The 22758-nt window shown below is 58.7% G+C and carries 18 protein-coding genes, 1 pseudogene and 1 riboswitch; of the genes and pseudogenes, 4 read left to right on the top strand and 15 right to left on the bottom strand.

Annotated elements, in window-relative coordinates:
- Positions 1-52: 52 nt before the first annotated feature.
- The 4 genes from fdhE to fdnG are packed head-to-tail and all read right to left on the bottom strand — an operon-like array spanning position 53 to position 5721.
- Positions 53-994, bottom strand: coding sequence for a formate dehydrogenase accessory protein FdhE (gene fdhE / locus B9H00_RS10875; RefSeq protein WP_086900685.1), 942 nt, complete (start codon positions 992-994; stop codon positions 53-55).
- Positions 972-1688, bottom strand: a complete 717-nt coding sequence (locus tag B9H00_RS10870) for a formate dehydrogenase subunit gamma (protein WP_086900684.1) — start codon at positions 1686-1688, stop codon at positions 972-974. The genes fdhE and B9H00_RS10870 overlap by 23 nt, the downstream gene beginning before the upstream one ends.
- Complete coding sequence (gene fdxH, locus B9H00_RS10865) at positions 1685-2632, bottom strand: formate dehydrogenase subunit beta (protein WP_086900683.1); 948 nt, start codon at positions 2630-2632, stop codon at positions 1685-1687. The genes B9H00_RS10870 and fdxH overlap by 4 nt, the downstream gene beginning before the upstream one ends.
- A gap of 11 nt (positions 2633-2643) precedes the next feature.
- Positions 2644-5721: a formate dehydrogenase-N subunit alpha gene (gene fdnG, locus B9H00_RS10860; protein WP_147376576.1), complete on the bottom strand. Its 3078-nt coding sequence runs from the start codon at positions 5719-5721 to the stop codon at positions 2644-2646.
- A gap of 105 nt (positions 5722-5826) precedes the next feature.
- On the opposite strand from fdnG, the gene B9H00_RS16795 reads away from it, so the two are divergent.
- On the top strand, positions 5827-5997 hold the full coding sequence (locus B9H00_RS16795) for a hypothetical protein (RefSeq protein WP_157663215.1): 171 nt from the start codon (positions 5827-5829) through the stop codon (positions 5995-5997).
- A 76-nt stretch (positions 5998-6073) separates the two neighbouring features.
- Here the strand turns inward: B9H00_RS16795 and B9H00_RS10850 are convergent, their stop codons facing one another.
- A complete protein-coding gene (locus B9H00_RS10850) occupies positions 6074-6919 on the bottom strand; it encodes a UDP-2,3-diacylglucosamine diphosphatase (protein WP_086900680.1) in 846 nt (281 codons plus the stop codon).
- A 176-nt stretch (positions 6920-7095) separates the two neighbouring features.
- On the opposite strand from B9H00_RS10850, the gene B9H00_RS10845 reads away from it, so the two are divergent.
- Both B9H00_RS10845 and polX read left to right on the top strand, forming a co-directional pair.
- Entirely contained in the window at positions 7096-8220 is a 1125-nt protein-coding gene (locus B9H00_RS10845) for a glycerol dehydrogenase (protein WP_086900679.1), read from the top strand.
- Positions 8221-8368: 148 nt separating this feature from the next.
- A complete protein-coding gene (gene polX / locus B9H00_RS10840) occupies positions 8369-10081 on the top strand; it encodes a DNA polymerase/3'-5' exonuclease PolX (protein WP_086900678.1) in 1713 nt (570 codons plus the stop codon).
- A gap of 16 nt (positions 10082-10097) precedes the next feature.
- Here polX and B9H00_RS10835 read toward each other — a convergent pair whose 3' ends face one another.
- The 4 genes from B9H00_RS10835 to metK form a co-directional block, all read right to left on the bottom strand.
- The gene (locus B9H00_RS10835) at positions 10098-10694 is read right to left on the bottom strand and encodes a HupE/UreJ family protein (protein WP_211329632.1); all 597 of its coding nucleotides are present in this window, start codon (positions 10692-10694) and stop codon (positions 10098-10100) included.
- 256 nt (positions 10695-10950) lie between these two features.
- Positions 10951-12354, bottom strand: coding sequence for an adenosylhomocysteinase (gene ahcY, locus B9H00_RS10830; RefSeq protein ID WP_086900677.1), 1404 nt, complete (start codon positions 12352-12354; stop codon positions 10951-10953).
- A gap of 15 nt (positions 12355-12369) precedes the next feature.
- Positions 12370-12451: riboswitch (S-adenosyl-L-homocysteine riboswitch) on the bottom strand.
- Between the two features lie 142 nt (positions 12452-12593).
- A complete protein-coding gene (locus tag B9H00_RS10825; RefSeq protein WP_086900676.1) occupies positions 12594-13859 on the bottom strand; it encodes a cation:proton antiporter in 1266 nt (421 codons plus the stop codon).
- Positions 13860-14003: 144 nt separating this feature from the next.
- Positions 14004-15224: a methionine adenosyltransferase gene (gene metK / locus B9H00_RS10820; protein ID WP_086900675.1), complete on the bottom strand. Its 1221-nt coding sequence runs from the start codon at positions 15222-15224 to the stop codon at positions 14004-14006.
- 353 nt (positions 15225-15577) lie between these two features.
- Here metK and B9H00_RS10815 point away from each other — a divergent pair, with 353 nt between their 5' ends.
- Positions 15578-16582 (top strand): lactonase family protein, encoded by a 1005-nt coding sequence (locus B9H00_RS10815; protein WP_086900674.1) that lies wholly within the window; start codon positions 15578-15580, stop codon positions 16580-16582.
- A 102-nt stretch (positions 16583-16684) separates the two neighbouring features.
- Here the strand turns inward: B9H00_RS10815 and B9H00_RS10810 are convergent, their stop codons facing one another.
- The 6 genes and pseudogenes from B9H00_RS10810 to B9H00_RS10790 form a co-directional block, all read right to left on the bottom strand.
- On the bottom strand, positions 16685-17794 hold the full coding sequence (locus B9H00_RS10810) for an MDR/zinc-dependent alcohol dehydrogenase-like family protein (RefSeq protein ID WP_086901831.1): 1110 nt from the start codon (positions 17792-17794) through the stop codon (positions 16685-16687).
- A 327-nt stretch (positions 17795-18121) separates the two neighbouring features.
- Positions 18122-19084, bottom strand: coding sequence for a D-ribose ABC transporter substrate-binding protein (locus B9H00_RS10805; RefSeq protein ID WP_086900673.1), 963 nt, complete (start codon positions 19082-19084; stop codon positions 18122-18124).
- Positions 19085-19151: 67 nt separating this feature from the next.
- Positions 19152-20270, bottom strand: a complete 1119-nt coding sequence (locus tag B9H00_RS10800) for an ABC transporter permease (RefSeq protein WP_086900672.1) — start codon at positions 20268-20270, stop codon at positions 19152-19154.
- Between the two features lie 27 nt (positions 20271-20297).
- Positions 20298-20927 (bottom strand): ATP-binding cassette domain-containing protein, encoded by a 630-nt coding sequence (locus B9H00_RS17065; protein WP_236944420.1) that lies wholly within the window; start codon positions 20925-20927, stop codon positions 20298-20300.
- Positions 20928-21359: 432 nt separating this feature from the next.
- Positions 21360-21835: pseudogene (locus B9H00_RS17220) on the bottom strand (ATP-binding cassette domain-containing protein); the annotation flags it as partial.
- Positions 21836-21852: 17 nt separating this feature from the next.
- Entirely contained in the window at positions 21853-22524 is a 672-nt protein-coding gene (locus tag B9H00_RS10790) for a DUF2291 family protein (protein WP_086900671.1), read from the bottom strand.
- Between the last annotated feature and the right edge of the window lie 234 nt (positions 22525-22758).

The raw sequence follows: 22758 nt of genomic DNA, 5'->3' as shown, positions 1-22758 counted from the left end.
CAAATAAAAAACGCGCTCATCTTGAGCGCGTTGGTAAAACAGGACACCAGAATCAGCCCGCTATTAACCAGGGGTTATAACTGCTTCGGCCAATATCACGTTCATTGGCAATCATGATATCCAGCCCCAGACTTGCCAGATCATCGGACAATGCGTCGGCGTCCACCTCAAGATCACGATGGACAATCTTCACATAGCTTTGACAAGCCCCGCAGGTCTCCGCCCTGACCGGTAACGGCCGCTTGCCGTCCTCACCTTCAAGCCCGATGTAATCCAGCTTGCCGGTTTCAAAGCAGGTCGTGCAGCGGGCGCGCTCCATGTACCACTCGGCAGCGCAGATTGAACACTGCATGTAGCGCACACGGGAGCGTTCGCGACCGACCTGAATGAGGCTGGCCACTGGGAGCGAACCACAGCAGGGACAGACCGTCTGAGCCGTCCCTTCTGCCCGCTTCGGCGGTCGGGGCAGCACAGAGCACTGGCGAAGCCAGGCTACCTGCAGGGCCGCGGCCACCAGCGGCATGAAGGCACGAATCTCTTCCGTTCCGCTACCGGCATTGAGCACTTCAGCAGCGATTTTGCGGCGCGCCTCGGGATCAAGCTGACGCAACTGATGAATCAACTGCTGCTGCGTCGGCCCAACGTTGAGCTCCAGAGCATCACAAAGGGCATCCATATCTTCCTGCCAGTCCAGATCGTTTTGTAACGACTGCACCGACAATGGCGGCATGCCGTGCTCCAGCGCCAGATCAAAGGCCTCGTTGTCCGGCGCAAAGGTGCTGGTGCGCTTTTGCAGTACCTGATGCTGGGCCTGCGCCAGACGCGCGGCAAAGCCGAGGAAATCGGCCATTGAACGCATGCGTCTGGAAAGATCGCGCAGGCGACGCGCCCGATGGCTGAAAAGACGTCGTTCAGGCAGCACCACGACGGGGGGTTCAACGACCCCGCCGGGGGCAGCACCGTAATCATGTTCAGCCTGATGTTCGGCCGTCATGGCGAGCTCCGTGATGGGATGTCGTGTCACGCTCGGAAGCGTTCTCGTCTCCCGCACGCTGCGAGGGCTTTTTCATTTCATCTTCATACCACAGCGGATGATGATGTTTGGCCCAGGCATGCGTCACGCGACCGCGGGTCATGGCCTTGATCGACCCCTTGACCCAGATGGCTGCGTACACGTGCACGATGATGGTCGCAATCGCAATGAAAGCAGCCAGTGCATGCACAAGGCTTGCAACACGAATCAGCGGGATGGGAAAAAACCCGGCAAACCAAGGACGCCACATGATCACACCCGTGATCAGAAGCACTGGAATGCAGAGAATCAGCGCCCAGTACACCATCTTCTGGCCCGGGTTGTACTTGCCGATAGGCGGCAGTTTCTCATCCCGGTTGTTAAGCACATCACCCATCTGACGCATCCACTGCACATCGTTTTTCATCAGCAGATTATATTTGAGCTGTCGCACCGCGATGATGACGAACAGCACAAACAGAACCACGCCGATGAAGGGATGCAGGATCCGCGACCAGACCGGCCCGCCCAGCGTATGGGTAAAAAAGAAAAAGGGTGGATGAAAGAAGGCAAGCCCCGACAGCGTCAGCAAAATGAAGGCGCCGGCCATGGCCCAGTGATTGGCCCGGGTACCCGGGCCGTAACGCAGCATGGTCTTTTGTTTTCTGAAGTTCATGACCGATGCTCCTCTTCACGTGAATCACGATGATGGTCATCGCCTTCACCGAAGACTTCCTCATCCGTAGGCTCTTCCTTCGGGCCCTTGGTGATGTAGTGGAAGAAACCGGCAAACGCCGTGATGCCCAGAATGGCGGACATGATCGGTTTGGTAATGCCTTTCCAGGCACCGACGACCGGCGAAATTCGCGGGTCTTTTGCCAGACCGTGATAGAGACCTGGCTCATCGTGGTGGTGCAGCACGTACATGACATGCGTGCCGCCTACCCCTGCCGGATCGTAGATTCCGGCATTTTCATAGCCACGCTCTTTCAGGTCATTCACGCGCTTGTCGGCGCGCGCCAGCATGTCCTTCTTGCTGCCAAACTCGATACAGTTGGTCGGGCAGGCCTTGACGCAGGCCGGCTCGAGTCCAACGTTGACACGGTCAGAGCACAGGGTGCACTTGTAGGACTTGCTGTCCTTTTCCGAAATGCGCGGAATATTGAACGGACAGCCCGTAATACAGTAGCCGCAGCCAATGCAGTTGTTGGAATCGAAGTCCACGATGCCGTTGGCGTACTGCACGATGGCGCCAGGCGCCGGACAGGCCTTGAGGCAGCCCGGATCGGCGCAGTGCATGCAGCCATCCTTTCGGATCAGCCAGGACAGCTGCTTTTCAGCGCTGACGTCATCACCGCCCACGACCTCCGTTTCCACTTCGCTAAAGCGCATCACCGTCCATGATTCGGCGGTGAGGTCCATGGGGTTGTCATACACCCCATGGCACTCGCCAACGTCATCACGCAGGTCATTCCACTCCATGCAGGCGACCTGGCAGGCCTTGCAACCGATGCACTTGGTAACATCGATCAGCTTGGCCACTTCCACCACGTTATCGCGCGCATGCGGTGCCGGCAGTGTCGTCGCGGAACGGGCAACGATATTTTGTGAGTTGATCATATGCCCTCCCCCTATGCCTTCTCGACCTTGACGATGAATGACTTGTATTCCGGTGTCTGGGTATTGGCATCACCTACGAAAGGCGTCAATGCATTGGCCAGATAGCCCTTTTTCGCAACGCCGGTGAACCCCCAGTGAATCGGAATACCCACATGATGCACGTCGCGATCTCCGATACGCAGCGGCTGCAGGCGCTTGGTAACCACCGCGACCGCCTTGATAAAGCCACGGTTGGAAGACACCCGAACCCAGTCACCAGCCACCACACCAATTTCTTCGGCCAGCTGATGACCGATCTCCACAAACTGCTCCGGCTGCACGATCGCATTGAGGCGGGCGTGCTTGGTCCAGTAGTGGAAATGCTCGGTCAGACGATAGGTGGTTGCCGCATGCGGAAACTCCTGTCGTGTCCCCAGCTCCGCACGATCCTTGTCGAAAATACGCCCCGCAGGATTGTTTCTCGCCAGCGGATTGTTCGGATGCAGCGGGTTGTTGTCGATCGGCGATTCATAAGGTTCGTAATGTTCAGGGAACGGGCCATCCACCATGCTCTGCCCCCCGAAGAAGCTACCGCCACCGGACGGCTGCATGATAAACGGACCCACCCCTTTCGACGGTGCCGACGTCAACGGGAAGTCAGGCACATCAGCCCCGATCCAGCGGCCCTGCTCACTGCTCCACCATACGAACGCCTTTTCCCTGCCCCAGGGTCTGCCCTGAGTATCGGCACTGGCACGGTTGTACAGTACGCGCCGGTTGGCCGGCCACGCCCATGCCCAGCCCAGCGTGTTACCTGTCCCATATGGATCAGAGTTGTCACGCCGTGCCATCTGATTGCCGTCCTGGGTCCAGGCACCGGAAAATATCCAGCAACCAGAGGCCGTACGACCATCAGCCGTCATTTCAGAGAAGCCTGACAGCAGCTCACCGGCCCGACGGGTCACATTGCCGTTGTCATCGGTCAGATCAACCAGAGCACGTCCGTTGTACTCCTGTGCCAGCTCTTCCGAGGAAGGCGCTTCGGGGATGTCGTAGTCCCAGTCCAGATTCAGAATCGGATCGGGGAAGGCACCACCCTCCTGGCGGTAGAGATCACGAATCCGGATGAAAAGCTCACCCATGATGCGTGTATCCGGACGCGCCTCACCCGGCCCAGGCGCTGCAGCCCAATGCCACTGAAGCCAGCGGGCACTGTTGACGATCGAGCCGTCATCCTCGGCAAAGCAGGTCGTGGGCAGACGAATGACTTCGGTCTGGATCTGTGAAGAATCCACATCATTGTATTCGCCGTAGTTCTTCCAGAACTCGCTGGTCTCGGTATTCAGCGGGTCCATGACGACCAGATACTTGAGCTTTGACAGCCCTTCCGTGACCTTCTGGCGATTGGGGAACGACGCCAGCGGGTTGAAGCCCTGACAGAAGTACCCGTTGATCTCGCCCTTGTACATGCGATCAAAGGTATCAAGCACGTCATAAAGCGGTCTTGAAAGCTTGGGCAACCAGTCAAAGCACCAGTTGTTCTCCTGGGTTGCGGCATCGCCGAACCAGGATTTCATCAGGCTGACATGGAATTTCTCGTAGTTTTTCCAGTACGAGACCTCACCTTCCAGAATCGGCTGCTTGGCGCGCTTTTTGATATATGCGGGATAGTCCTGCTCGGCGGCGTTGGCCAGCGTCATGTAGCCCGGCAAAAGCTGCGAGAGCAGACCCAGGTCGGTCAGGCCCTGAATGTTGGAGTGACCACGCAGTGCGTTCACGCCGCCACCCGGCATCCCCATGTTACCCAGCAGCAGCTGGACCATGGCGGCCGTACGGATGATCTGAGACCCGATCGAGTGCTGCGTCCAGCCCAGCGCATAGAGAATCGTCATGGTCTGGTGGGGCACGGCCATCTTGCCGATTTCCGACCAGATATGTTCGATGTGCTCTTTGGGCATGCCACAGATGCTCGACACCGTATCGACGTCATAGCGGCTGTAGTGCTCGCGCATCAACTGATAGACGCACCTGGGATGCTGAAGCGACATATCGCGTACGGCCATGCCGTCATCGCCCAGCTCATACATCCAGGAAGACTTGTCGTCGTAGGCCTTCTTGTCAGGGTTGTAGCCGGTAAAGAGTCCGTCTTCGAAACCAAAGTCTTCACGCACCAGAAGCGAGGCATCGGTGTAATTGAGGACGTATTCCTGCTGAATCTGATTGGTCGTGATCAGGTAATGGATCAGACCGCCCAGAAACGTAATGTCGGTTCCGGTACGAATAAAGGCCTTGTAGTCAGCGACCGCGCAGGTACGGGTGTACCGCGGATCAATACAGATCAGCTTGGCCTTGTTGTGCTCAATGGCTTCGGTGACCCAGCGGAAACCCACGGGGTGAGCCTCGGCAGAGTTGCCGCCCATTGAAAGAATCAGATTGGCATTGCGGATGTCGACCCAGTGATTGGTCATCGCACCGCGACCGAATGTTGGGGCAAGACCTGCCACCGTCGGTCCGTGTCAGACGCGCGCCTGGTTGTCGAACGCTACCATGCCAAGATTACGCACCACCTTGTGGGTGATGTATCCAGCCTCATTGGAAGATCCCGAAGCGGCCAGAAAGCCGGTCGTGGTCCAATGATTGACCGTACCGCCATTGTCATCACGCTCGACGAAATTGGCGTCGCGATCGTTTTTGATGTGACGTGCGATCTTGTCGAGCGCCTCATCCCAGCTGACACGCTTCCACTCACTTGAGCCTGGCGCCCGCACCTGAGGATATTCAAGACGACCTTCACTGCGCACGAAATCCAGAAGCCCGGAACCCTTGGGACACAGGGAGCCGCGAGAGACGGGATGATCCGGGTCGCCCTCGATGTGAAAGACTTCCTGGCGAACATTTTTTGAGCCATCGCCCTGGCTGTAAATCAGGATGCCGCAACCTACCGAGCAATAAGTACAGTTGTTACGGGTTTCCTTGGCGTGCGTCAGCTTGAACTGACGTACGGACGCTTCAGCCGACTCCGGGGCAAACCCCATCATCGCCATGCTGGAAGAAGCAACGCCGGCTGCCCCCAGCTTGAAGAACTGTCTTCGGGTTACATTAACCGTCATGGGTCAATCTCCTCATCGCCTGCCGGATCAACAGCCTTCAGGGCAGGCAGGCGTCATGCTTGAACATCGGCTTTCAGCCAATGTGACCAGTCACTGTTTATCGGCATGACCTCACCGATTATTAATACTTCCCATGGCTGGGATAATTTTTATCAGGCAGTACAAAAAGAAGGGATAGGGAAATGGTCGTGCGGTCAGCGTCATGAAGACAAAATGCCGCATACGCCGATTTTCAAAGAGATTGTACGTTTTGTCATCATCGGGTTTCAAAAGTAAACGTCATATTTTTTTATAACTTTCAAAACCCCATGAAATTCATGACCTTGAGGAAGGGCACGACTTTAATTTTATTTTAATCGGAAGCGGATCCAGTCTCTTCATCCGCCAGCCAGTCCTCTGTTTCGGTTTTCTCGCGATGGCCGGAAGGGGGTCGAGGATCATCTACCAGCGTCTTGTTTTGCCAGTCGACCAGCCGCAATCGTCCATCAAACTCCTCAACCAGTGCCGTACAGTTTTCGACCCAGTCACCATCGTTACAGTATACGAAGCCCTCACACTCGCCAAAAAACGGGATGTGAATATGGCCGCCAATGTAGCCATCCACGCCCTCACGCCGCACACGCGCTAGCGCCGATTGACGAAAGGCACCCGCAAAATTTTTGACATTGCTCGAGCGACGCTTGAGCGCTGCCGACAACGACCAGTACGGGCGTCCCAGACGGCGACGCGCCTGCACGGTCCAGCGATTGGTGCGTCGCATGGTATGCAGCGCCATCTCTCCGACGACCAGCTTCCACTGTGGCGCCTTGAAGTGACCATCAAATTCGTCCCCGTGGCTGACCAGCAGTCGCCGACCGTCCTTCGTGACATGAATGGCGTCACGGCGAACCTCGATACTGCGAAAGGTTTCGCCACAGAAGGTACGAAAGGCGGCGTCGTGATTGCCCGGAATATAGATCACCTCGCAACCGGTTCGGGCCAGCCGCAGGATATGGCGAACCAGACGCTGCTGATGGCTGTCCAGTACCGAGATGGCCCGACGCTTCATGGCGATCAGATCAAAGACGTCGCCCACCAGATAAAGCCGCTCGGGGCGCACCTGCTGCATCAGGCTCAGCAACAGCTGCGCCTGAGCATCCGGCGTTCCCAGATGAAGATCGGACACAAACAGGGTGCGGGCATTGGGCCTTCGGGCCATCGGATCCTCCAGGACAGTCTCGATAACGCATGACCTGCGTCACGTTAAACACCTTCAATGACAGACAATTATCGACATAACATCGACATCCGTCGAATCGGCGCCCATAGCGGGGCACGAAGGCAGCTACACTCATGTGGCAGCCATCCTGTCATCACTATCAAAGGAGAACCCTGATGTCCGCTCCCGCCGAAAAGGTCTTTATCAGCCCCGGCCGTTATGTTCAGGGCGCCAATACACTGACGCGCGCCGGCCACTACGTCTCGCAGCTGGGTCAGCAGGCGCTGATTATCGCTGACGACTTTGTATGGAAAATGGCAGGCCAGGCATTGAGTGATAGTCTCAAGGACAGTGATATCCGCTTCGAGCGCGCCATCTTTGAGGGCGAATCTTCCACCGCCGAGATCGATCGACTGATCAAGCAGGGCGAGGCCTTCAGGGCTGATGTGATCATCGGTTTTGGCGGGGGCAAGACGCTGGATACTGCCAAGGGCGTCGCGGACAGAATGCAGGCAGCCTGCGCCGTATTGCCCACTACGGCTTCAACGGACGCCCCGACCAGCGCGCTCTCCGTCATCTACAGCGATGAAGGCGAGTTCGAATCCTACCGTTTTTACAACAAGAACCCCGATCTGGTGCTGGTCGATACCGCCATCATCGTCAATGCGCCCCCACGCTTTCTGGCCTCCGGCATCGCTGATGCGCTGGCCACCTGGGTCGAGGCACGCGCGGCCATTCGCGCCAGCGCCACCAATATGGCCGGCGGTCAGGCCACGATTCTGGGTCAGACCATCGGCGAAAAATGCGAAGAGGTTCTTTTCGATCACGCCCTGCTGGCCTATCAGGCCAACCAGGCCAAAATCGTGACGCCCGCCTTTGAAGCGGTGGTCGAGGCCAATACGCTTCTGAGTGGGCTCGGCTTTGAAAGCGGTGGACTGGCTGGCGCCCATGCCATCCACAACGGCTTCACTGCCCTCCATGGTGAAATACATGAACTCACACACGGCGAGAAGGTCGCCTACGGCACCGTCGCCCAGCTGATTCTGGACCAGACGCCTCAGGCCGAACTGGAAGAGTACCTGGATCTCTATCTGGCTCTGGGGCTGCCGGTGACGCTGGAGGCGCTCAAACTCAAGGATGTCAGCGACGAAGACCTGTATCGCGTTGCAGAAGCCGCGCTCAAGGAAGGTGAGTCGATTCACAACCTGGCCTATCCCCTTACACCCGATCAGGTCGTTTACGCCATCAAGGCGGTCGACGTTCATGCGCGCGCCTACATGGAAAAGCTCGGCTGGGAATAACCTCCGCTCTTTTAGACAAGGGCCGCGCCGCGGCCCTTTTTCATGGTGGCGGCTCGTTGCCGCCGACAACGAAAAAGGTTTGGCACCCCGCTATGCTGACAGCAGACCTGTCTCTCCTTTCATGTGACCGGACCGGAAGCCGAGGCTCATGCAAAACGCCGATATTGCTCGTACTCTCAACCGCCTGGCGAACATGCTGGACATCGAAGGCGCCAATGCCTTTCGCGTGCGCGCCTATCGCAGTGCCGCACAGACCATCGAGTCCCATCCTCGCGCCCTGCAGGAGATGGTGGCCCTTGATGAGCCACTGACCGAACTGGCCGGCATTGGCCAGGATCTGGCCAAAAAGATCACCGAGCTGATCAATACGGGCCGTCTGACGGTGCTTGAAGAAGCTGAAAAACGCCTGCCGCCCGGGCTTTTACAGCTGATGCGGGTCAGTCAACTGGGACCACGGCGGGTACGCCAGCTTCATGAGGCACTGGGCATCGACAACCTCGAAGCATTGAAAAAGGCAGCCCTTGAAGGCCGTATCCGCGCACTCGAAGGGTTTGGCGAAAAAACCGAGGCCGGCATCCTCAAGGAAGCCGAGCGTCTGGACGATGCCCCACCCCGAACGAGGCTTGATGAGGCTCATCAGGCCGCCGATGATCTGATTGCCTGGCTTGAACACGCCCGGGGCGCCCAGCGCATCAGCGCCGCCGGTAGTCTGCGGCGGGGTCGCGAGACTGTCGGCGACCTCGACATTCTGGTCAGCAGCGAGGATGGCCCGACGATCATGACCCACCTGATGGACTACCCCGAGATTGCCGAAGTCGTTTCTCACGGCAAGACAAAATCCACCCTTCGTCTTCACTCGGGTCTACAGGTGGATGTCCGCGTGGTGGCCGATGAAAGCTTTGGCGCGGCCCTTTACTATTTCACCGGCTCTCAAGCGCACAATATTGCCACTCGTAAAATGGCCACCGACCGTGGGCTCAAGATCAACGAGTACGGCATTTACAAGGGCAGGCAGCGGCTGGCAGGGCGCACTGAAGAAGAGGTGCTGGCACGGATTGATCTGGCCTGGATACCGCCCGAGCTGCGGGAAAATAGCGGCGAACTCGAGGCTGCGCTTGAAGGTACGCTACCCGAGCTTGTCACCCTCGATGACATTCGCGGTGACCTGCACATGCACACTACCGCCTCCGACGGCAAGGCAGGCCTTGAGGACATGGTCCACGCCGCCAGAAGACGCGGCTATCGCTATATCGCCATCACCGATCACTCACAGCGTCTGGCCATGGCCAATGGCCTGGACGCCAGGCGCCTGCGCGAGCAGATGGCCGAGATCGACGCGCTCAATGAACGGCTGAAAAATTTCACCGTTCTCAAGGGCAACGAGGTCGATATTCTGGAGGACGGTTCGCTCGACCTTCCCGATGACGTGCTCAAGGAACTCGACGTCTGTGTATTCTCGGTCCACTCCAAATTCAACCTGTCGCGGGAACAGCAGACAGCACGCATCCTGCGCGCCATGGACAACCCCCATGTCAATATTCTGGCCCACCCCACCGGCCGCATCATCAACGGCCGAGAGGGCCATGAGGTAGATATCGAGGCCGTACTGCGCGGGGCGAAGGAGCGCGGCATCTTCCTTGAAATCAACGCCCAGCCTGCCCGACTGGATCTCGCCGACCGCTGGGCTCGCATGGCGCGCGACATTGGCGTAATGCTGGCCATCAGCACCGATGCACACGCCACCGACCAGCTGGGGCACATGGCGCTGGGCGTGACTCAGGCCCGTCGAGGATGGCTGGAGCGAAAGGACGTGCTCAACACTCGTACCGTCACACAGCTCAGAAAACTGATGAGACGCTAGCGGGCCTGTCCAGTGCTCAGGCAGCACCAAGCATCAAAAACGCTCCGCCTGCCGCAATGACGGCGCCGCTGACATGCTGTACCCAACGCCCTGCCTGCCCGCGGGCAACGGTCAGCGCCATCAGGATACCCAGCCCGTGCAGGACCGCCGTGGAGAGCATGAAGCCGGCAAGATAGGGACCCACATGACCGCTGGCTTCGGTGGCATGCGCATGGCCATGCAAAACGGCAAAGAGCCCGATACACAGAAGGGAAGCGCGGGTCAGCATGACAGACTGCTGCTGGCCGCCTGTCAGGGTCAGCAGGCCAAAGACAATCACGGAGAGCACGATGCCGGGCTCCACCAGCGGAAGAGCGATTCCTGCCCAGCCCAGAAGCGCTCCGCCGCCCATGGCCGCCATGAAGGTCAGAGGGGCCACCAGTACGCGGCGCGGCATGACAAATCCGGCCCAGAGGCCTACCGCGACCATGGCCAGTAGATGATCCACTCCGGTCAACGGATGCATCAGTCCGGCCATCAGACCCGAGCCATGCTCATGGCCGGGATGTGCCATGGCCGGCAGGGAAAGCATCATCAGCGGGCCAGTCAGTGCCAGGGCCTGAGGGAAGCGCATACGGTTATCCTCTAAAGATTGATTCGGTCGTCCAGCCTGTTAATAAACAGGCCATGACCATTTGCAGGCCGGCCATTATGTCGCACTTGTTCCTCTGGCCCGGCTCTCTACGACGAAGGGTTAACACCATATCGTGCCGGTCACCTGAAAACGCTTCTACCAGCCCTGAAAAAACGCCCCGAAGGCTCGCTCAAGCAGCCCCGGGGCGTCCATGGTGTTGATCAAACCGGCCCGAAAAGGCCGGTCAGTCAGTCACTTAGTAGCGATACTCATGCGGCTTGAACGGGCCTTCCTGCGGCACGCCCAGGTACTCGGCCTGCTTCGAAGTCATCTTGGTGAGGGTGCCACCAAAGCCTTCAACCATATAGCGGGCAACTTCCTCATCGAGCTGCTTGGGCAGGACTTCGACCGTCACTGCAGGACGCTCATCGACCGGGATGTCGGCGAAACGGCGTTCGAACAGGTGAATCTGTGCCAGCACCTGGTCGGCAAAGGAGCCATCCATGACGCGTGACGGATGGCCGGTCGCGTTACCCAGGTTAACCAGACGACCTTCCGAGAGCAGCAGCAGATAGTCATCGCTGGTTGGGTCGAAGTTGCCCGGGGTGCCATCACGGTAGATCTTGTGGACCTGCGGCTTGATTTCTTCCCACGCCCAGTGCTTGCGCATGTAGGCCGTATCGATCTCGTTGTCGAAGTGTCCGATGTTACAGACCACGGCACCCTTTTTGATCGCACCCAGCATACCGGCGTCACAGACATTGATGTTGCCGGTGGTGGTGACCAGCACATCGATCTTGCCCAGCATGTAGGTATCGAGGTTGTTGCCGGACTCATCGTTGGCACCATCGATATAGGGCGAGACCACTTCATAGCCGTCCATGCAGGCCTGCATGGCACAGATCGGATCCACTTCGCTGACCTTGACGATCATGCCCTCGTTGCGAAGACCGGCCGCCGAGCCCTTGCCCACGTCACCGTAGCCGATGACCAGCGCCTGCTTGCCGGACAGAAGATGATCCAGACCGCGCTTGATGGCGTCCGACAGCGAGTGGCGGCAGCCATACTTGTTGTCGTTTTTCGACTTGGTGACCGAGTCGTTGACGTTGATGGCCGGTACACGCAGCGTGCCCTTGCGCATCATTTCGACCAGACGATGCACGCCGGTGGTGGTCTCTTCACTGATGCCGTGGATGGCGTCCAGCAGCTCGGGATGATCATCGTGGAGCATCAGGGTCAGGTCGCCACCATCATCGAGCACCATGTTCGGGCGCCAGCCGTCCGGGCCTTCGATGGTCTGCTGGATGCACCACCAGAACTCTTCTTCCGTTTCGCCCTTCCAGGCAAAAACCGGCGTACCGGCCGCAGCAATGGCGGCAGCGGCCTGATCCTGGGTCGAGAAGATGTTGCACGAGGACCAGCGCACACTGGCACCGAGCTCGATCAGCGTCTCGATCAGCACGGCGGTCTGAATGGTCATGTGGATGCAGCCGGCAATGCGGGCGCCCTTGAGCGGCTGCTGGTCACGATACTTGGCGCGGATCTTCATCAGCGCCGGCATTTCGGTTTCGGCGATGCGAATTTCGCGGCGGCCCCAGTCGGCAAGACTGATATCGGCGACCCTGTAATCCTGATGAACGGCGTTTTCGGCAGTAGCCATGAAATACTCCTGGCAAAATAGCGGGCGCCGTTGAATCCGGGGTATCCAGCTCGAGCCTCGCAAGAATCACTCTCTTGCTGCAGCGCCCCTCGAGTGGACATGACACCTCACGATGGCATGAGGCAAAAATCTGACGCAAATTATAGCGGGCTGGCGCCTTGAATGGTCAACACTGGACATAAAAGCCGTCAGCCCCGCTCATACTATCGGCACGTCGACGTGAAACAAGAGGTCTGAGGTCAATGGTGTTTCGTGGTTTCGGAGGACCTGTCGTCTTTTGGCACCAAATGACCGACCAGCTTGCCGATGGTCAACCCCTGCACCAGGATGGAAAACAGCACGATGATGTAGGTGATCATTACGATCGGCTCTCGGTAGTCACTGTCCGGAAGCCCCAGCGCGAGGGCCACCGAGATCCCGCCACGCAACCCGCCCCAGGTCAGCACCCGGGTCGTCCCCCGCCGATAGTCGATCCAGTGGCGCATCGCCATCAGCGGTAGCCCAATGGTGACAAGCCGAACCGCCAGAATGGCCACGATCAGCGGCGCGGCCACCATCAGATAGCTCCACTCGAACGGAATCAGCAAAAGCTCCAGTCCGATCAGAACAAACAGCACGGCGTTGAGAATCTCGTCGATCAGCTCCCAAAAGCCGTCCACATAGCGTCGGGTGTTTTCCGACATGGCATGTTCGCGACCACGGTTGCCGATGAAAAGCCCGGCAATCACCATCGCAATCGGCCCGGACACCTCCATCCAGGTGGCCAGCGCATAGCCACCCAGCACCAGCGCCAGACTGATCAACACCTCAACCTGGTATTGATCGATGCTTTTCATCATCTGGTAGGCGATATAGCCCATGACAAACCCAAGCAACAGACCGCCACCAGCTTCTTCGGCAAACAGTACCAGTGAATGCATTGCCGTGAGCTGCTCGCCTGCCGTGGCCGCCCCCGCCAGCAGGGTAAAGACCACCACGGCGACGCCGTCGTTGAATAACGACTCGCCCACAATCTTGATTTCCATGTCCTCCGGCGCGCCGGCGTTTTGCATGATGCCCAGCACGGCAATCGGATCGGTCGGCGAAATCAGCGCACCAAAGACCAGGCAATAAAGATACGGCACATGGATGCTGAAAGTGGCAAACAGCCACCAGGCAGCGCTGCCGATCGCAATCGTTGACACCACCACACCGACTGAAGCCAGAAAGCCGATCGAATAGCGATATCGCTTGAGCTTGTTGATATCCACATGAAGGGCGCCTGCAAACAGCAGAAACGACAGCATGCCGTCCATTAACAGGGCATTGAAGTTGATGCTGCCAAGCCACTGCTCGGTCAGGTCCGTGACATGGGTAAAGCCCAGATGATCCAGCGCGATCAAGACCAGCGACATCACCAGGGCGACCACCATGACGCCGATGGTGGCCGGCAGGCGGATAAAGCGATAGTTGAACCACGAAAAGAGCGCGGTCACGGTAATAAACAGTGCGGCAATGTTCAGCATGGAAATCGTGCTCGATCGAAGAATCGGTCTGCTCGAAACAGGCAGGGGCCCTTGAGCATAGCCAAACTTCCGGCACAAAAAAGCCCACGTATCCGTGGGCTTTCAGGAAGTGGACCGGAACGTTCCCGGCCCATCAATCAGGATTTACAGCCCGGCGGCGTCCCGAAGTGCCTCGGCCCGGTCGGTTTTTTCCCAGGGGAAGGCCGTGAAGGTTTCGCTTTGCATCTCGCCGCGGGTGTCCTTCCAGGTATAGGTGTGCTCGAAGGGGTCACGACCGAAATGGCCATAGGACGCGGTGAGCTGATACATCGGATGGAGCAGATCCAGCATGCGAGTAATGGCGTAGGGCCGCAGATCGAAATGCTCTCGCACCAGGTCGACGATCTTGTCATCGCTGATCCTGCTGGTACCGAAAGTGTTGATCGCCACCGAGGTCGGCTCGGCCACGCCAATGGCATAGGAGACCTGAATCTCGCACTTGTCGGCGATACCGGAAGCCACCACGTTCTTGGCCACATAGCGGCCGGCATAGGCAGCGCTTCGATCCACCTTGGAGGGGTCCTTGCCGGAGAAGGCACCACCGCCATGGCGGGCCATGCCGCCATAGGTATCGACGATGATCTTGCGCCCGGTCAGACCACAGTCGCCGACCGGCCCACCGATCACGAACTTGCCGGTCGGGTTGATGTGAAAACGCGTCGATTCGGTGATCCATTCCTCGGGCAGCACGTCACGGATGATCAGTTCCTCGACCGCATGACGCAGCTCCTCCTGGGAGATGCTCTCATCGTGCTGGGTCGACAGCACCACCGCATCCACCGCGACCGGCCTGCCATCTTCACCGTAGCGAAAGGTCACCTGACTTTTGGCATCCGGGCGCAGCCAGCCAAGCGTGCCGTTTTTACGCAGCTCCGACTGGCGCTCGACCAGGCGATGCGAGTAATGAATCGGCGCCGGCATGTAGGACGGCGTCTCATTGGTGGCATAACCAAACATCAGGCCCTGATCACCCGCGCCCTGATCCTCGGGCCTGGAGCGATCCACGCCCTGAGCGATATCGATGCTCTGCTTGCCGATCAGGTTGAGCACGCCACAGGTAGCACCGTCAAAGCCGACTTCGGAGGAGGTATAGCCAATATCGGAAATCACGCGACGCACCAGCTCTTCCAGATCCACCCAGGCACTGGTGGTAATCTCGCCGGCCACAATCGCCACTCCCGTCTTGACCAGCGTTTCACAGGCCACGCGGGCCTGCTTGTCGCGGGCAATCAGGGCATCAAGCACTGCATCGGAGATCTGATCGGCAATCTTGTCCGGGTGTCCTTCAGAGACGGATTCGGAGGTAAACAGGGAGTATTCGCTCATGAAGACTCTGGATCCTTTTGTCGCTCACTGACGAGCAGAAAAATATGAAAGGCCAGGCCGTCCTGCCCTTGGCAGACGTCCTGTCATGAATGTGGATACCGACACTATCGGCACAATGCGAAAAGTTTACACCCGGTAAAAGCAAAGTGCCTAACCCACGCCCGTGCAATGTCTTCATGGTCATCACGCAGGGCGTTCATGACGGGCAAGACCGGGTTCAAGCGGTATCGACTGAAGTGCCCGACCATGGTTGATGACGTTTCAATGAACCGTGCGCCCTACAATCAGGCACTGGATTAAAGGGGGCACGGCTGCAACGCTTGTCCCTTCACCTTCAACCTCAGGATGGGCCCATGTCATCACCGCAATCCCTTTTGGCCTATATCGGCTGTGGCGGCGCCGGCGAAGTCTGCCTGGTGCGCTATACCAACGACAGCCTCGAGCTGGTTCAGCGCGTCACCCTTCCCGACCTTGAAAAGGCCGGTGGTTCCCTGCCGCTATGCCTGAGTCCGGATCGGCGTTATCTCCATGCCGCCGGGCGGGGCACCCCCATGGGCATTTTCACCTTCGCCATCGATGAGCAAAATCATCAGCTGACGCCGGTGTCGACTTTTCCCATCCATGAAAGTGTCGCCTATCTGGCCTGCACCGCGAGGGATGGCCGCCTCTTTTCGGCGTCCTATCACCATCATCTGGTGGCCGCCTACGACATCGCTCGGGATGGTGGCGTCGAAAGCGAGCAGGGCCGCTGGACCACCGAACCCAACGCCCACTGCATCCTGCCCGACCCGGAGGAACGCAACGTACTGTTCACCAGCCTCGGCGGGGATCGGCTCTACTGCTCGAGCCTCGACGCGCAGCCGTCCTTCTCCGATACGGTTGAGGTCACACTCCCCGAAGGTACCGGCCCCAGGCACCTGATTTTCAACGCCGATGGTACGCGTGTGTACCTGCTTGGCGAGCTGGATGGCTCCATCACGCTGTTTGACTACGACAGCAGCACTCGAAGCCTGAACAAGCGACAGCGGGTAGTGATCGACAAGGGCGAGGCTGACACCTTCTGGGCGGCAGACATTCATCTCGATGCCGAAGGGCGTTACCTGTACGCGTCTGAACGCAGCAGCTCACTGGTGACCTCTTTCGCCGTCGATGCCGGCAGCGGAGAACTCACACGCATCGGTGCCTTCGAGGTCGAAACCCAGCCCAGAGGGTTTGCACTGGATGCTACCGGGCAGCTGATGCTGGTAGCCGGCCAGCAGTCTCATCATGTTGCGGCCTACCGCCTCGACCAGGGCAGGCTTGAATTGATCAGTCGTGTTGAAGTGGCCCAATCTCCGGACTGGGTTGAAATGATCTGAGCCGCAGGCGGTATCGGTTCACCACTGAAAGACGCGCATAAAAAAACAGCGCGGCAGAGCGGCCGCGCTGTTTCGAATCAACCCTTGGTTTCAGATCAACTCTTAAGGGATCAGCACGATCTTCAGTGACTTCGCCCCGCTGGTCATGAGCTCAAAGCCTTCCTCGAACTTCTCCAGCGGCAGCTTGTGGGTCACCACGCCCTCGGTGGGGAAATCACCATTGCCGATGCCGTCGATCACCAGCGGATAGCAGTACGGCCCCAGATGCGAGCCCAGCACATCAAGCTCCTTGCGATCGGAGATGATGCTCCAGTCGACACTGACCGGGTCCTTGAACACGCTGAACTCGACGAAGCGGCCCAGCTTTCGAATCATCGACAGGCCCTGCTCGACCGATTTCGGATGGCCGGTAGCTTCGATATAGACATCGCAGCCGTAACCGCCGGTCATTTCCTTGATGATCGACACCACATCATCGTTTTTGGGATTGAGCACCATGTCCGCGCCGAATTTTTTGGCCAGTTCGAGGCGCTCATCAAAGAGATCCAGCACGATCAGTTTTTCGGCCCCGGCCTTTTTGGCGGCCCCGACCATGCCGAGCCCCAGCGTGCCGGCCCCGGAAAGCACTACAACATCCCCCAGCTCGATCTTCGCGCGCTGAACGGCGTGCAGCGAACAGGCATAAGGCTCGATCAGAATCGCCTTTTCCAGCGGCAGCTCTTCAGGCACGTGATAGTTGATCGCCTCTTTCGTGAACTTCATGTACTCGGCCATGCCGCCGTTCACGTTGCTCTGGAAGCCGTAGAGATCGTGCTTTTCACACATCCAGTACTGCCCACGACCACAGAAGCGGCAGTCCCAGCAGGGCACGATCTGCTCGGAGATCACACGGTCACCGGGCTTATAATCCTTTACGGCATCGCCAACCTTCACGACCCGCCCGATAAACTCGTGACCCGGAATCATCGGTGCCTTGATATAGGCGGGCTGATACTCATCGCCCCAGAAGCTCGGGGCGCCATCAAAGGACTTGATATCGCCGGCACAGATACCGCACCCCTCGACCTTGACCAGAATCTCGCGGTCATTATCGAGCTCGGGAACCGGCACCTCCTCATAGCGATAGTCGCCGGGACCATAGGCCACCACGGCATGCATGGTTTTGGGAATCTCGTGCTGGGAGACGTTGTTCTGCGTCAGTGTGTCAGACATGATCACCTCATCGCGGGCTGCAAACATCATTTGTTCCTTCTGTGGACAAATGAAATAACGCTGCAGGCCGCCTCCGGTCAATCAAACGCTGCGCCTCTGAGCCTTATACTTTAGCGCAAGGTGCTATACCCCATTGAACTTGCGATGCTTTTTCAAAAGCTTTTAGACTAATGTCTGGACCGGTCGTAGCGCTCTGACATCACCTTTTAATGATCATTCATTGATCATTTGAACAAATCTTACAGGCAGCCATCTGCACGCAAGGCCCAACGAAAGAAGCCGCCCTGACGGGCGGCTTCGATGCTTTCAGAGACATGAGTTGAACGCTTATTGTTCCAGTACGAAGGGCGACGTCACCTGATCAACGTTGTCTGGCGTAATCAGCAGGCAGTCAAAGAGCTGCTTTTCGCCGTTCAAACCGGTTTCACCGGTGCGGATGAACTGATCGGCCAGCTCGACGGCACGCCTGGAGAACACGGCTACAGGCTGAAGCACGGTATAGGCCATGTCGCCATCCTTGACCGCCTGCACCGCATCCGGCGAGCCATCAAAACCGCCCACCACGACATCCTTGAGCTTGCCCGACTCGCGCAGAGCAGCAATGGCGCCCAGCGCCATCTCGTCGTTACCGCTGATCACGCCCTGAATGTCCGGATTGGCCTGCAGCATGCTCTGGGTCTTGTTATAGCCCTGAGTACGGTCCCAGTTGGCCACGTCGGACGCGACCAGCTCAAGGTCCGGGTACTGGGTCAACACGGTCTGGTAGCCGTTGGAGCGTGTGGCCGCGTTATTGTCAGAGGGGGCTCCCTTGAGCTCGACATAGCGGGCGCTGTCACCCACGGCCTCGACCCACTGCTGCGCCCCCAGTGCCGCACCCTGGGCATTGTTGGACACAAGCTGTGCCTTCGCCAGCCCCTGCTGGTTGATCTCGGCATTGACGATAAAGACCGGAATGCCGGCATTGACTGCCTTTTTCACGGCTCCGACCGAGCCATCGGCATTGGCCGGATCAAGAATGATTGCCCTGGCCTGGTTGGTGATCGCAGTGTCCACCTGACGGCTTTCGGCATTGGTATCGCCCTTGTGGGCGCTGACATTGGCGCTGTAGCCCATCTCTTCCGCCGTTTCGCGAGCAATCTGGCCCTCTGTAAACCAGTATGGGTTGGAGGTGTCATTGACGATGATCGAGATCAAACCCTTCTGCTGATCCTGCGCCAGCGCACTGCCGCCGAGAACCATGGCGCCGACGGCCAGACCCGCCATCAAAAGATGCTTTCCCTTTCTCAACATGATGTTTCCCCTTGCCTTGACGGTTGGTGTGCCGGCGAACCGGCGTTTCGATGCTGCCCGAGTCAGCCTATGCCGCCCCGGATGACGCTGAAGTCTTCTGCGGGGCATCGCCACCGGCCGCGCGCTTTTTGCGCGGCTTGTACTGGATGCTGTTCAACAGCACGGCCAGTACGATGACGCCCCCCATGAACACGGTCTGCCAATAGGAGGAAACTCCGATAATGACCAGACCGTCAGAGAGAAACCCGATCACGAAGGCCCCGAGCAGCGTGCCACGTACGTTGCCTCGCCCCCCGGTCAGTGCTGCCCCGCCAATGACCACGCCCGCAATGGCGGTCAATTCATAAGTGGTCCCGGCCGTCGGCCCGGCCGAGGTCAGCTGCGAGGAGAGCACCAGCCCCGCGATGGCAGCACACACCCCGGACAACACATACACCCACACCTGCACCCGCTTGACCGGCACGCCGGAAAGCTCCGCAGCTCGTGCATTGCCACCGGTGGCATAGACCCAGCGTCCGAAGGGCGTGCGATTGAGCGCAAACATGCAGGCAACTGCCACCGCCGCGAAAATCAACACGCCTACCGGCACCCCGAACAGCCGGTTGAAGCCCAGCCAGTCAAAGCCCGTATTGCCAAACTCCGGATTGCCGCCCAGATTGTTGTAGGTCAGGCCGTCGGTCATCAAAAGCGCAGCACCCCGCGCCACATAGAGCGTGCCCAGCGTCGCCACAAAGGCCGGCACCCTGAAAATCGACACCAGCACACCGTTGATCATGCCCACGAACGCCCCGGCCACACAGGTCAGCACCACGACCGCCCACACCGGCGGATAAAGCGTCACTCCGAAGGCATCCACCGATACCCCCTGCATCATGAAACCTGCGATCACCCCGCAAAGGCCCATGGTCGAGCCGACCGACAGGTCAATACCGCCGGTCAGGATGACCAGCAGCATGCCGATCGACAGCAGCCCGAAGATGGCCACATGGGAGGACATGGTCAAAAAGTTATTGGTCGAAAAATAGACCGGCGACAGGATCGAAAAGATGATGATGATGGCGATCAGGGCAAAAAAGGCTCGCCCTTCAAGAAGAATGCGCCCCAGATCAAATCCGCCGCTGCGACCTGACGCCGAGCGAGGAGAGGAGACGTTGGCGGATGAAGCACCCTGTTGAACATCGGACATGGTAGTGACCCCTGCTATACACGTATTTCAGCCTTCGGCAGACTCTCCGGAGGCGGCCATGATCTCTTCCCGGGTCACATCGGCCCCGAACTCTGCGCTGATGCGTCCGCGACTCATTACCACGATCCGGTGCGCCACACTCAGGCACTCGCCAACCTCCGAGGTCGAGTAGATAACCGCCAGCCCGTTTGACGCGCCTTCGGCCAACAGCCGGAACACCTCGGCCTTGGCACCGATATCGATACCGCGGCTGGGCTCATCCAGCAGCACCACGCGTGGATGGGTCGCCAGCATCTTGCCGATGACCACCTTCTGCTGATTACCGCCGGAGAGCGAGCCGATGCCGGCCGCCCCCCCGTCGGTCTTGATGTGCACGTTACGGATCGACTCATCGATGACGGCCTGCTCGCGGCCGCGCGAGGTCAAAAGACCACGGGTAAAGGCACCGATGCTGGCCAGCGACAGATTTTCACCGACCGACATGGTCTGGACCAGACCATCACGCTGGCGGTCTTCAGGGACCAGCACCAGCCCACGCTCGATACGATCGGCGATGCTCAGCCCGGAAATGTCTTCACCTTCGAGCATGACCCGACCATCACTGGCCGCCACGCGTCCGGCGGCGCACTCCAGAAGCTCCGTACGCCCGGCGCCCATCAGGCCATAGATACAGACAATTTCGCCGGCACGAACCGACAGCGACAACCGGTCCACCACCGAACGCTCCGGCACCGCCACGTCAGCCACACTGATGTTGTCCAGTGACAGCGCCACTTTGCCCATCGTGTGACCGGTCGGCGGCGAGCCCAGATCGAAGTTGTCACCCACCATATGGCGCACGATCCACTCCAGATCGATCTCGCGGCGCGCGGCATAGGCGGTCATGGCACCATCACGCAGCACCACGGCGTGGTCGGTGATGGTCAGCGCTTCTTCCAGATGGTGCGAGATATAGACGATCGACACCCCGCGGCTTTTCAGATCCGCAATCACCCGAAACAGCACCTCGACCTCGGAGGCCGACAGTGCCGAGGTCGGCTCATCCATGATCAAAATGCGCGAATCCACCGACAGGGCACGGGCAATCTCGACAATCTGCTGCTGCCCCAAACGAAGATCCTCGACCAGAGTCAATGGATCGATGGGCTCATCGAGTTCGGCCATCAATCGTTCGGTTTCACGTGCCTCCAGGGCGTAATCCACCCCCCGGGACCGCCCAGCTCTCGCCCCATGAAGATGTTGTCGCGCACGTTCATGTTGGGGGCTAGACTCAACTCCTGGTGGATGATCGAAATGCCATGACGCTGGGCATCCACGGTCGAGCCAAAGCTGACCGGTGTGCCTTCCAGCACGATGTCGCCGGAGCTTGGCTGAATCACGCCGGAAAGGATTTTCATCAGCGTGGACTTGCCCGCGCCGTTTTCCCCGAAAAGCGTGGTCACCTGCCCCCGGCGAATATCGAAATTGACGCTCTTGAGGGCCTGCACGCTGCCAAAGGACTTGGCCACATGACGCGCTGACAGCACGACCTCACCGGTTCTATCAACCGCCTCAGGCCTCTCCATGACACTCTCTTCACTGCTCATGACGCACTCCCGCCCTGGACTTCAAGGGCGACCGGTGTAATCAGCCAGTTTTTGGGATTGATCATCTGAAAAACGCCGGTCACTTCAACGGTTTTACCGCTCAGGTTCGCCGTATCCATACCCTCGAGCACTTCGGCCTTCATGGCATTATTGATAGCCGCGCCTGCGTTCTGATATTCGATCTGATTGGTAAACTGACCAAAGCTGATCTCGCCGGTCGCATCACGCAGCGTGGTCCCGTTGATGGCCGGCCCGGTCTGCACCCTGACACGCGTGCCTTCGGGCATATCGGGAATATCGATCGTATAGATACCGGATTTGCCTTCCCCCACCGTGCCGGTGACATGCACCGGGAAGATCGGGCCAATCCCGCTGGCGACGCCATAGCGCTCACTGGCGGCACTGGCATCATCAGCCAGTGCCCGGGCCAGCTCCGGCGCTTCCACGGCGCGGGATTCCACGCTCTGGCGAATGGCCGGGAATTGTTCCTGCCCATAGCGTTCGGCTGAAAACTGCCCGCTTTGGGCCTCAAGCTGCGCGCCCTGCTCAACCACATGCGTATCCCAGCCAATGGCGATGGCTACCATGACCACCACCAAGGCCGCTATGGCACGGCCGCGTTTTTTGCGAGCGCGAGGGCGTGCATGGGTACTGGCTTCTGCTGTCATATCAAACCGGTCTCCGCTGCAGAGGCAGGTTGTGGTCAAGACCTCAGGGCTTGAAGGACAATCAATCGGTGATGTCCATGCCGAATCATTTGACCTGCCTTCGTTCAAATGTATTAACGCCACAGCGCCTCTCGGCTGCAATCCCCACGCAGGCACCAGACGTTAAGACTTTATGCTTAAGGTCATTAAGATATTGAAATAAAAGGCAATAATTTGACCAGTCAGCCAGCCGTA

The organism is Kushneria marisflavi, from assembly GCF_002157205.1.
Lineage (GTDB): Bacteria > Pseudomonadota > Gammaproteobacteria > Pseudomonadales > Halomonadaceae > Kushneria > Kushneria marisflavi.
Note: the sequence above shows the minus strand (reverse complement) of the source record. Positions and strands in the feature narration are given on the sequence as shown.